Consider the following 11866-nt stretch of genomic DNA (forward strand, 5'->3'; position numbering starts at 1 on the left):
GGAGAGCACTCACCCTCAAACTAATCAAAATAAGATGTAAGATCTTAGTTTTATAAGAGTTAGACCCTATTAAAGGTAATTATTTTAATTTATTTTACAATTAAGGCTTGACTCCAATAAAAATCTAACTGATAATCATTCTCATTGATTACCTCCTGACTCAGGTAATCAACGTACTCTGTACAACTACTACTTGCTACATAAAAATTATATCGGTGACGGTCGATAAATTGCTCCAAAAGCCCTAACGGGCTTTTTTATTGCCTAAAATTTATACCTTACTTAATTCATAAAATTAACACAGCTAATTTTCCTAAGCCTTCTATAGTTTATAGATGTATTCTGTTTAGGTGAGCTTATGCATTTAAATAAATCGTTATTCATTGTTGTCTTGATATCTCAACTGATTGCTTGTGGTTCTGGTAATAAAAAACAACAAGCGACAAACACACCACCCTCCCCTTATGTATATCAACAGCCGATAGAAACTAATGATGGCTGGCAAACCGCTAGCTTAGATGAGCTAAATGTTGAAAGCACATCATTAAATTCTTTGATGGACAATATTAATAACAATGAATTCGGCTATCGCTTTATAGATTCAATTGTCATCGTCAAAAATAATAAATTAATTTTTCATGAGCAAATTAAAGATAAATTAGACTTTACAGACGCCTGGAGCAACAACACAAATGTTGATTTACATATATTAAATTCAGTGACAAAGAGTATGACTTCAGCACTCATTGGCATAGCAATAGATCAAGGTTTTATCACTCATGTAAATGTTAAAATAACTGACTATTTTCAACATAAATCTTTTGATAAAAATTGGCACGACAGCAAAAATGACGTCACTTTAAAAAACTGGCTCACCATGCGCCATGGATTATTGTGGGATGAATGGAATGTATCCTATTTAGAGTCCAGTAATTTAAATAGCCAAATGAATAATGCAAAAGATCCCATACAGTTTTTATTAGACCGCCCCATGAGCACCACTCCAGGTGAAACCTTTGCTTATTCAACAGGCGTCAGTTTTGGATTAGGACGCATCCTTCAACATGCTACTGATATGACTGTCACTGACTTTATGAAACAGTATTTATTTGAACCTTTAAATATAACACTTTTTGATACTTGGAAATTAGATGGACAATTACACACTGGCAGCGGCTTATATTTAACTACTAGAGATATGGCTAAATTTGGTCAATTATTTTTAAACAAAGGAAAATGGCAAGGTCAGCAAGTTATCTCTGAATCTTGGATAACCGAATCTACAAAACAATTAATAAATAAAGGGAATTGGGGATATGGATATCAATGGTGGATGACATCCTACTTTGCCAATAATCAAAAGCTTGATACTTATTATGCCGATGGTTTTGGTGGTCAATATATCTTTGTATTTCCACAAATTGACTCTGTGATTGCAATAACAGGCAGTGCATATGAACCAAGTCAAAGAGAACAAAGAAATTTAACTCAAATATTAGAGCAACATATCTTGCCAGTATTGATTGAATAGTTAATTCACATCATTCTTTTTAAAATGAAATAAAGTACAATATGCAAAAAATTTATATTGGCTAAATAATGAAAACGCATTCAACTAAAAGTGAATTAAAAATAATACCGCTAGTATTAATCGCTATTGTTTTAGTAATAGCCGGGCATTTTTTAATGAAACCTATTTTTCACAATACACTTTGGGTTGAATATTCATTAGCGTTACTACCTTTTATTTTAATTTTATTAGTAGTTTGGGCATTTAAAATAGCCATAAAAAATGAAAAAGATAATAATGATGACCGAACTAATTAGCACTCATTTCAAAAGCTTAGCTAGCATGCGTTAGCATACGCAAAACTCATTTGATTAATTAAAAGTATGGATGTAGAAACAAAATGGCTAAGAGATTTTTTGGTGCTTGCGCATACGTATTAAAGTTTTCATTTTTAGTTATTTATATGAAGTTTAGAGGATGGAAATAATATCGGTTTCGAGTAAAACACACTACAAATAAAAGACTGAAAAATAAAATCGAGCGAAATCACGTTCGATTTTAAATTCACTAATAAGCTTTTATCAACTACAAGATTGCTTGATACGCAGTTTCACCCCAACCTTCTAATATACAATTTTGAAAGTGAGTATTGGTATCAAGCAAATTAGACCTATCACTTAATATTGATAAATTACAAGATTGCTTGGTACGCAGTTTCGCCCCAACCATCTAATATACCATTTTTGAAAATGACCGGAGTACAGGCTTTTTTACTCATATCACCATCATGGCTTGTTGCAAAAAAGTACACTCGGTATTCGTTACTATTTTTCTGCATGACTTCAGAAAACTCTGGAGTATTAAAGTCCGATAATACACTTTTATAGTCTGTACCTAATTTTAACTGAGAAATTTTTTTTCTATTATTCTCATGAAATGCTTGCCATGAACTTGAACTTCCCCAGTGGGTATCTATATCTCCATCTGATACCTTTACAATACAGCCCGTAAGTAAAGGAGTAGAAAGCGCAGCAATTAGTAGTAGAGTCTTTTTCATTTTAAATCTATCCATTTTATATAGTTATATTTTTTACTTTTCTCTTTAAAGCAAAACACAGACCAGAATAAAAAACACTAATTATCAACAACTTAAAATTTTCGCTTTAATATGGTTGAAATTTAATACTATTTATTAGTAATTTTAACCATTTTATTAAAATATCTACTCATCTTCGACTCTGTAATAAAATGTAGATTTAGCTTGCAGTTTCTAACAATTTTTTACGCCACAAATACACAGTGGATTGTTATTATTTCCCACAGAAACTAAAGAGGATAGCATCATGAAAAAAATTATATCAATCGCATTATTAACTAGCTTATTAGGTGCCTGCGCACATCATGATGATGTAGTACCTGATGCTAGTGGCACTCACTATATTGTATTAAAAACCACATCAAAAGATGAGGCAACACGAGAAGCTTTAAAACAAGCCAAGCATTTTTGTAAAGAAGACAATAAAAAAATGTATGTAGTCGATCAGCAACAATCTTATAAAGGTGAAAAAGACGAAGCGAGTTATTTAGAAGCTAAGCAAAGTTTAGAAGTTGTAAATGATATCAGTACTGCTTTATGGATTTTTGGTGACGGTCATGTTGATGATGCAGGCGCTTTAGTTGCTATTGGCACAGCCATTGGTGAAGCCTCTTTAGGCAAGCCATATCTGACCAATATGACTTTTAAATGCTCTGCGACTTAAAAATATAAAGCAATACTGACTCCGATAATAAGCTAACAGTCCCACCTACACATATATCTTAAAGATTGGTTGTAGGTTGGGCTTTAGCATAACTACTTTTTATCCGAACAAATAAAAACTACCACTCAACTGAAAAGTTATGACTGGTAACTTGATTACCTATCGCAGTTAATTTTTTCACCTCAATTAACGCCACTTTCGCTAAATGTGCTTGAGTCTTTATTGTTAATACTTCCAGATCATTAAGTTGAACAATATCCGTAGCGATACCTAAAAAGGTTTCATTTTTTTGTAGTCACTTCTATTTTACTTTGGCGCATGCATACTATTTCAAAATAATCATGGGCATCACAAGAAATATTTTCAGTCATTAATAAAGCCTATTACTTAAAGAAAAGTAGACCTTGTATATTGGTAAATTATTTCCATCTCCTCATATCTTTAAATAATGATAATTCCCATGGTCGCATAGCTAATAATTTATTTTGAAGGGCGCTTAGACAGCGTACTTGATATTTAAAAATTATACGCTGACACAGAATTATGAACGCCCTCGATCTACACCCATTTCACTTTCTATTTCCTTAAATAAATATTCTAATGATAAGGGTTTACATTTATCTAGAAGTTTTTTTGTATCAGATTTTCTAAACCAACTCAGAGATCCCCATTCACCTTCAGTTGGACAATATTTATATTTAGCTAAAAAGTGTAATTCTATATTAAACTCTTTCTCTAATTCAAAAATTAAATCGGAAAAATCATCTCCTACTATTATTAAATCATGGACTAAATTAGATTTCATATTGACATAATAACTAGATGAATACTTTAAAATTATTTTTTTAAAAATATCTAAATTTTTCATAATAACTATTCTCTTACACAACGATTAATTTGGTGGATGTCATATAAAATTAAGATCGGTATAGCCCGACTAGCTATATGTCCTATAGCTCTACCTCCGGCTCTAATTACATTATTAGTACCTTGAAATCTTACTCCAGTAGGAAATTTTATTTTTACTTGCCCTCCTATTATACTAACTATACTTGTCTTATTTCCTGCTAAACCGCCTCCTGCTACTCCCATTCTTGGTTTACATATGATATTTGCTGTTGATAAAGCACCTACTGCACTCGATAGCTCAGTAACACCTAATTGTTTAATTAGACAATTTTTAAGTACATTATCATGTTTTCCTTTTATATTTTGTGAAAATTCTAATTCGGCTTTTATTTTATCTATTTGTCTTTGAATCTCCAATTTAGCTATACCTTTTACTTCTTTTTTAATTTGTTCGTATGATTCTATTTCTTCTTCTAATTTTTGTTTTTCTGTTCTATTTCTTATATGTTTTTTTAATGTTTCTAAACTATTTATATTTCTATCAAGTAAAAACGCTGTATATTTTTGTCTACCTATATCTCGACCATATTTAGCAGTTAGATAATTATTATATAAATAAAAAGGATAGTCATTTAATGAGATTTTGTTTAGATAAGTTATCCAGGTTGGAATAAATTTATTTGTAGATGAACCGGCATCGCTTAGTGCTGATGGTGTATTTAATAGACTGATTTGCTTTGTTCTTTGTAAAAAATTATGATAACTAATTTCGATATTTGATGGATTGTTAATTTTGTATGTATCATTATCTACATTAACTCGTGATACATTTAAGTTAGGGTGTGATTCAGTGAAATATTGCTTAATTTCACATGATTTATCCAAGATAGTTCTAGCATCTATTGAAGCAAAGATAGTAACCGTATTTTCTTGAGTCATTAATATTTGAGATATTTTTTCTGATGCTTCTTTAAAGCTAGTGAAACTATCAAAAGCTAAGTCTTGCTCAAAAATAGAGCCTTGATAATTTTCAATGAATGAAAAACTTCCATTCATTTCTATAGGAGGGGTAACTGAATAACATTCCTCAGCCGAAGAGTTAAATGATATACCTAAGAATATTAGGAAGCTTAAAGCGATGCGGTCTATTAAACGGTTAGGAATTTTAAAATTTTGAAAAGATTCAAAATACAAAGTATATACTGACGCGTTTGCGCTTGAACTAAATTGAAACGCGGCAAGAGATACTGAAGCTAAAAAATGATTTTTTATTAAATATCATGCTTTTCCTTATTTATTTTAGATATAAAAATAAACCGAACGGGTTATGTTCGGTTTATTTGGTACGGTAGTTAATTATTTAACCGAGAAGTAAACTAAACGACTAAATCTAATTAATTATTTAGTTTTTATTTCCGTTAACTTTATTCCATATTAATGAACAAAAAAACTAAACCTAATCTGGTGCAAATATATCATAGAAAAACCCCTTCACTGGGTGAAACAACCGGGTAAGTTCCATTTCTTCACCACAATACGCGCATGACAAAGGATTTCGCCCCGCCACTTCTTAAAAAAAATCTGCGTATCTCAATCGGTTCACATTACTTACCATCGCATCAACTAAATCAACAGCAATACGGGCTATCACTTCATACCATTTTTTAAAACTCGCTGTTGCTTGTAATCCGTAATACCTTACTCGCTGAAAACCTTTCGGTAGTATATGCTGTACCATTCGACCTATAAATGCCTCAACATCTACGCATTCATATTGAATTGCTTTGGGTGTAGTACTTTTGAATCGACGGGTTTCAAAAAACTGCTAATCATAGCTCCTTTGTTTCGATTGCCTTTTGTGGAAATCCCAATAGTCATTAAAATCTCCACTTGATTTTAAGGACCGTAATTTCAGAATTGCTTCAGCCCCCTGTAAACCCCAAAGTGCTCCTGTAATATCTAACCTATCGTTGATCAGGTGTCGACAAGCTCCTTCAATAACTCCACTCGCAATGGGGTAGCCGTTTTCAAGTGCTTGGCCATACTCTAAACGCGCTTTGTTTTTCAGTAAATAATCTGCACATTTATCAATATTTTCACGCTGAGTTAACCCCAACTTTGTTGCACTAATACGTATTCCCTTGGCCACTTGATTACTGTGACCGTGAAGTATCTTCAGCGCATGCTTCGCTACCCACTTTTCAACGTTTTCATCGCCTTTTTCATAAAAACACCACGCCGCTTTACACACGTATTCAAGTACATGGATAAAATCCATGATGATGCTCGCTTTAATCTGATACTTTTTCATGATCCTATTGATTAATCTTATTTGGTGAGAATGACCGTCAATCAATACAACCCACTGGCGTTGTTGAGTTGGGTCACGCTGTAAAGCTTCTAGAAAACCAGCTTCAATGACATCTTCAGCCGTATTCTCAATACTTGCCCACACCCGCTTATTGCGCTCTGCAACGTTAAGATGATGAACATTACTTTCTTGCGTTTCACTCTTCATAATCACTTCAGGCGTTCGAATATGAGGTAGCGCCGTGTAGACAGCAGCCACTTGTGCCATGCGTTTTCTATCTTTTTTTCTCCTGCACTTAATCGGCTCTTTAGCTTCTTTGATTTTAATTTTAGCTTCTTTGATTTTAATGCGACTTTTTTAGTGCATTCTCGAAGACCTTCTGGTCGCATGACAATACCTTTTCCATGGAATGTTAATACTAACAAGTTGCCTGTTTTCTCAGGCGTTAAGTAACGATTTTGTCGATAAAAATCATCGAAGTCCTGCGCTACGTCTTGAGCTAATTTAAGGCTTTGCCGCTTTGGAATATAACCACCTGTCGTCTGCTTAATTGATTCAACTACTTCATCATAGGACGATTTTCTCGCTTCAATTGCGACTCGTTGGCGTATACCGTCAGAGTATTGATCTGCTGGTAAATTTAGCTGAGCATCTAATGGAAAAACACTTTTATGTAAACGTTGACTGTAGCTTTTACGTTTAACAATAACATCGCCAAAGAGTGTCGTTAGTTTTCGCTTGGTACAATGTTTGGTATGGTTAAGGTGTATGCCTTCATCGGTATACACGTTTGACATGGTTTCTTCACTCGCTGCTCTAAGGTCTAGATAACCTTGGAACAAGCTTCGTAACACCTCAAATCCTTCACTTTGAATATATTGTTCAATATCACCATGCTCATTATCGAAACGCTTATCAGATTGAAGGTACTCGACCATGTGGTGAAGCTGTTTGCTCGCATCACAAAAAATGAAAAGTCAGGGGTATTCAAGTAAGCTACATTCATAGAAGGCCTTTTTTGCTCTTTGTGCTGTGTAAGAACTACATAACTAGCACAAAAAGGCTCTTCTTTCTTCTAAAAAGAATTTAACGTACTAAAATTAAAAGATCTTTCGTCGACTCAAAGGATCTACACCCAATTGATATTGATAAATTAAAATCGTGTTTAAAGGAATATGCGCCTTAATTTTCAAAATGAGTTAGCAAATTGCAATTATCTATTTGCAATTTGCCTGCAATAACTAACAACTAGATATAAATCATAGAGCTAAAACTTGGTATCGAGTATGCATTATTAAATATGTGACTTAACCATTGGAGTACTCACATGACCTATTTAACTTTATTATCTGACTCTCAAACTGAACAAAATGCAACAACAAGTATATTTGAAACCTTGAAAAGCATAACGCCTTCATTGAAAGAACCACTACAAGATGAGGCATTCAATTTATTATTTGAGGATGAACATGATTTTATTTTGGGATATAACTAAGCTTAGCTCTATAGGGAGAGCTGTCTCTCCCTATATTCTAATTAAAAATTTATACCTGAGCTGTAAATTCTCTTATTTGTGATAAAGAGGCTGCACCCACTTTAGTATCTACCACTTTACCTTGTTTCATTAATAATAAAGTTGGAATGCCACGAATACCAAAACGTACCATAAGCTCTTGAGATTTATCCGCATCCACTTTCACAACTTTTAAATCGTCTCGTTCTTGTGAAATAGTATCAACGATTGGTGCAATCATTTTACAAGGTCCACACCAAGGCGCATAAAAATCGACCAAAACGCTGCCTTCAAAGTTTTCTACTTCAGTCTCAAAATCATTCGCTAAAATTTCATTTACATTCGACATCACTTTATTTCCATTGCTATTTAGTTACTCTCAGTCTAAAGAAACTGCTTCACTTTGATTAGAGGGTAAATATTAAAAACATTGTTCTAAATTTAGAACAATGTTTAAATTTACTTTTAAAAACTAATAAAATGGAAAACTGATGAAAGCTAATTTAGATGATTTATATATGTTTATTGTTTTAGTGGAGTCAGGCTCATTTACCCTTGGGGCAAAAAAACTCAACATGCCAAAATCAAAGTTGAGTCGTCATTTAGTACAACTAGAAAAACAGCTCTCTACTCAACTTCTGATCCGAACAACACGAAGTCAAGAATTAACACAAAGTGGCCAACTTCTTTATCAAAAAAGTAAACCTTATATTGAAGGATTGTCGAAAGTAGAAGAAGAAGTTGGTTCATTTATTAATGAACCGAAAGGGCAACTAAACATTGTTTTACCAATAGAGTTTTTCAGCCGTATTATTAGTGAGTTAATAACTGACTTTGCTAAGCAGTACCCTAAAATTAACTTGACTTGCGGCCATTATTCAGGTGTTATTCCTGAAATAAATCACACAACAGACCTCACATTTGTACTACACGAAACACCATTAACTGCATCTCAGTGGATAGCTAAAACCCTATTAAGTTTCCCCCAATCATTATTTGCATCAAGTGATTACGACGTGAGTAAATTATCAAAACCAGAGCACTTAATTAATGAATCATGCATTTTAGCCAATCCACAAGAACAATGGCTTTTTCGGGATAAAAATACACTACAAGCAGTGCCTATTGATAGTCGCATCATACTGCCCAGTCCTGAAATGCGCTTGGAGGCAATGCAAAGAGGGTTAGGTATAGTTAAATTACCTGACTACACTTGCCAAAGTAATAATAAAATAAAAAGAGTAAAACTCGCTAAAGACCCTGTTGCGCAGCAATTAAGTGTTTTATATCAAAGCAGAAGTATTCCTTTAAAAACACGTGCTTTTTTAGATTTTTTTCAAAACCATATAGGTAGATTGTCCTAAACTAATTAAGAGCCTTTACTTGCTCATAAGCCAAAAATATTATTAACATTAATTTTACAATTCGAAAGAATGTATAATGATAAAAATAATATTCAAGTGGATTAGCATCTTACTTTTAACCATTCTAATTTTGGGAGGGGTATTTGCTTCCCATGAATGGTATGCCAACAAACCTTTCTTTTTCAGATCATATCTTGACCGAGCCATGATTAAAGTAGCCTTTGATAGCCCTGAAACTTTAACTTCTTTAGGCTTTTTAGAGTCCATAGGCATTAAAGGGCATAATGCTGAACTAGACGACAGTAGCCAAAAACAGTCTGATAAATTATATGCTTTAATGAAGCATGTAAAATTCTCAATTGAAAACTATTCTGAAGACGAACTAAACGCTTCAGAAAACCTATCTAGAGAAATAGCCTTATATCTCCTTAATTTTGGCACCAATTCAGAACAGTTTAGATATCATAACTACCCCGTTAATCAATTGTTTGGTATACAGAATGACTATCCAAGCTTTATGGATGCCCAACACCAAGTCAATAAAGTTGAAGATGCTGAAAACTATGTATCTCGATTATCTAAAGTAAAACTTAAATTTGAACAAAGTCTTGAGGGGCTAAAAATAAGGGAAGAAAAAGGCATTATTCCACCTCTATTTGTCATAGAGCGCGTACTAGATGAAATGACGCGTTTTGTAGAGCAACCGATTGAAGATAATATTTTATACTCCTCTTTAAAAACTAAAATTGATAAATCAGATGACATTTCCTCTAAGCAACAAAGCGAAATTTTAGCTAAAGTAACAACTCAAATGCAGGAGTCGGTTCACCCAGCCTACAAAATACTCATTGAATATTTTACCAATTTAAAATCTAAAGCCAGTACCGATGATGGTTTTTGGCGCTTCCCCCTCGGCGAACAAGCATATGCTGCTTCATTAAAATTTTTTACTACTACCGATTATTCACCCGAACAAATCCACCAAATGGGTTTAGCCGAAGTAGCCAGAATTCAAAGTGAAATATTGAGCATTTTAGCGTCTCAAGGATATGAAACCGAACAAGGTTTTACCCAATCAATTGAAATATTAAAAGCGCAAGAAGAATTTTATTATCCAGATACAGATGAGGGTAGAGCGCAAATTCTTGTTGATTATCAAACTATATTAGATGAAATCAGCACAGGGTTAGATCCCGCGTTTCGCATACAGCCAAAAGCAACGATGGAAGTACGGCGTATTCCTGAATTTAAAGAAAAAACAGCACCAGGGGCTTATTATCAACAACCTTCGATTGATGGCAGTCGTCCAGGGCTATTTTTCGCCAATCTATATGATATTAAAGCTACGCCAAAATATAGTATGCGAACCTTGGCGTATCATGAAGGTATTCCTGGGCATCATTTTCAAATAGCTATCGGTATGGAGCTTGAAGGTATGCCTCTATTTAGACGCATGTCACCTTTTACAGCTTACACTGAAGGCTGGGCTTTATATGCAGAGTATTTAGCATGGGAATTAGGTTTTGAGAATGACCCATTTGACAATGTAGGGCGCTTACAAGCCGAGCTATTTAGAGCAGTAAGATTAGTGGACGATACAGGTTTACATCATAAGCGCTGGACGCGTGAGCAATCCATTCAATATATGTTAGCAAATACTGGCATGGCCCTATCAGATGTTACTTCTAAAATTGAACGCTATATCGTGATGCCAGGACAAGCCACGTCTTATAAGGTTGGCATGATGAAAATACTCTCACTAAGAGAGAAAGCCAAAGCGGCTTTAGGTAAGCAATTTACTTTAAGAGATTTTCACGATGTAGTACTAAAAAATGGTGCGGTTCCTTTACATATATTAGAGAGGTTAGTGGATCAATACATAGCAAGATTACAAAAAATCGCTAAAAGCTAAAGCTTAAAACCCCCGATACCTATCGGGGGTAAAATAACTAAAACTGATAACTCACGCCGGCTGTGAATGTTGAGGTATCTAAGTTGCCCATATCAATAAACTGCAGACCGGCATTTAAGCCTAAACCAAAGTCCCAACGATACTGCCAACCAGCTTCTGCAAACAGACCAAATCCAGATTCATCTGCATCTGTATTACCTCTATAATTTATTTCGTAATCATAGAATTGACCGCCAAGCTTAGCAAACAAGCTATTACGCTTACTTAAAGGTATTGCACCTTTGGCTGCAATAACTAAGTTAGCATATTCAATATCATCATCATCCCAATTAAACCAGCCAGAATCACAGTCCCAATCATCATTATCATAATCGTTATCACAATCCCAACCCCAATCAGAGCCTGAGTTTATACCAACTTCAATAGCTACTTGATTATTGATTGCATAATTATAATATCCATATAATTGAATTACACCATCGTCGCTAAAGTGCGATCTATCATAATCAGCGCTACCTAACGACCATTGTGCACCAAAGGTATGTTTTTTATCCGTTTGGGTTTGAGCAACTTCTTGATTAGCAAATGCAGAAGCACTTAAAATTGTGGCAAAAATAGCAGATATTGAGGTTAAATTTTTCATCATC

The 11866-nt window shown here is 33.9% G+C and carries 14 protein-coding genes and 1 pseudogene; 6 read left to right on the forward strand and 9 right to left on the reverse strand.

The window, feature by feature from the left end:
• The first annotated feature begins 358 nt into the window (after window positions 1–358).
• Window positions 359–1531 (forward strand): serine hydrolase, encoded by a 1173-nt coding sequence (locus PSA_RS01580; RefSeq protein ID WP_042148897.1) that lies wholly within the window; start codon window positions 359–361, stop codon window positions 1529–1531.
• A gap of 68 nt (window positions 1532–1599) precedes the next feature.
• A complete protein-coding gene (locus PSA_RS01585; protein WP_042148900.1) occupies window positions 1600–1827 on the forward strand; it encodes a hypothetical protein in 228 nt (75 codons plus the stop codon).
• Between the two features lie 374 nt (window positions 1828–2201).
• Here PSA_RS01585 and PSA_RS01590 read toward each other — a convergent pair whose 3' ends face one another.
• Window positions 2202–2567, reverse strand: coding sequence for a DUF3192 domain-containing protein (locus tag PSA_RS01590; RefSeq protein WP_042148910.1), 366 nt, complete (start codon window positions 2565–2567; stop codon window positions 2202–2204).
• 286 nt (window positions 2568–2853) lie between these two features.
• On the opposite strand from PSA_RS01590, the gene PSA_RS01595 reads away from it, so the two are divergent.
• Window positions 2854–3270: a hypothetical protein gene (locus tag PSA_RS01595; RefSeq protein ID WP_042148901.1), complete on the forward strand. Its 417-nt coding sequence runs from the start codon at window positions 2854–2856 to the stop codon at window positions 3268–3270.
• Between the two features lie 281 nt (window positions 3271–3551).
• On the opposite strand, the gene PSA_RS27010 is transcribed toward PSA_RS01595, so the two are convergent.
• The 6 genes and pseudogenes from PSA_RS27010 to PSA_RS01615 form a co-directional block, all read right to left on the reverse strand.
• Window positions 3552–3641 carry a Rho-binding antiterminator gene (locus tag PSA_RS27010; protein WP_082305596.1) on the reverse strand — a complete coding sequence of 30 codons (90 nt, stop codon included), beginning with the start codon at window positions 3639–3641 and terminating at the stop codon, window positions 3552–3554.
• Window positions 3642–3811: 170 nt separating this feature from the next.
• Window positions 3812–4138 carry a DUF1493 family protein gene (locus PSA_RS01600; protein ID WP_042148904.1) on the reverse strand — a complete coding sequence of 109 codons (327 nt, stop codon included), beginning with the start codon at window positions 4136–4138 and terminating at the stop codon, window positions 3812–3814.
• Between the two features lie 5 nt (window positions 4139–4143).
• Window positions 4144–5313, reverse strand: coding sequence for a hypothetical protein (locus PSA_RS01605; protein ID WP_157575713.1), 1170 nt, complete (start codon window positions 5311–5313; stop codon window positions 4144–4146).
• A gap of 376 nt (window positions 5314–5689) precedes the next feature.
• Window positions 5690–5908, reverse strand: a pseudogene (locus PSA_RS24255) (transposase); the annotation flags it as partial.
• Between the two features lie 36 nt (window positions 5909–5944).
• Window positions 5945–6697, reverse strand: coding sequence for an ISKra4 family transposase (locus tag PSA_RS01610; protein WP_127924183.1), 753 nt, complete (start codon window positions 6695–6697; stop codon window positions 5945–5947).
• Entirely contained in the window at window positions 6640–7368 is a 729-nt protein-coding gene (locus PSA_RS01615; RefSeq protein WP_052380121.1) for a hypothetical protein, read from the reverse strand. The genes PSA_RS01610 and PSA_RS01615 overlap by 58 nt, the downstream gene beginning before the upstream one ends.
• A 389-nt stretch (window positions 7369–7757) precedes the next feature.
• On the opposite strand from PSA_RS01615, the gene PSA_RS25020 reads away from it, so the two are divergent.
• On the forward strand, window positions 7758–7925 hold the full coding sequence (locus PSA_RS25020; RefSeq protein WP_157575715.1) for a hypothetical protein: 168 nt from the start codon (window positions 7758–7760) through the stop codon (window positions 7923–7925).
• Window positions 7926–7974: 49 nt separating this feature from the next.
• On the opposite strand, the gene trxA is transcribed toward PSA_RS25020, so the two are convergent.
• On the reverse strand, window positions 7975–8295 hold the full coding sequence (trxA, locus tag PSA_RS01620) for a thioredoxin (RefSeq protein ID WP_197276802.1): 321 nt from the start codon (window positions 8293–8295) through the stop codon (window positions 7975–7977).
• A gap of 139 nt (window positions 8296–8434) precedes the next feature.
• Between trxA and PSA_RS01625 the strand changes: the two genes are divergently transcribed.
• Window positions 8435–9307, forward strand: coding sequence for a LysR family transcriptional regulator (locus PSA_RS01625; protein WP_042148922.1), 873 nt, complete (start codon window positions 8435–8437; stop codon window positions 9305–9307).
• Window positions 9308–9383: 76 nt separating this feature from the next.
• Window positions 9384–11219, forward strand: coding sequence for a DUF885 family protein (locus tag PSA_RS01630; protein ID WP_042148925.1), 1836 nt, complete (start codon window positions 9384–9386; stop codon window positions 11217–11219).
• A gap of 37 nt (window positions 11220–11256) precedes the next feature.
• Here PSA_RS01630 and PSA_RS01635 read toward each other — a convergent pair whose 3' ends face one another.
• The gene (locus tag PSA_RS01635) at window positions 11257–11862 is read right to left on the reverse strand and encodes an outer membrane beta-barrel protein (RefSeq protein ID WP_052380122.1); all 606 of its coding nucleotides are present in this window, start codon (window positions 11860–11862) and stop codon (window positions 11257–11259) included.
• Between the last annotated feature and the right edge of the window lie 4 nt (window positions 11863–11866).

It is taken from the genome of Pseudoalteromonas sp. '520P1 No. 423' (genome assembly GCF_001269985.1).
GTDB lineage: Bacteria > Pseudomonadota > Gammaproteobacteria > Enterobacterales > Alteromonadaceae > Pseudoalteromonas.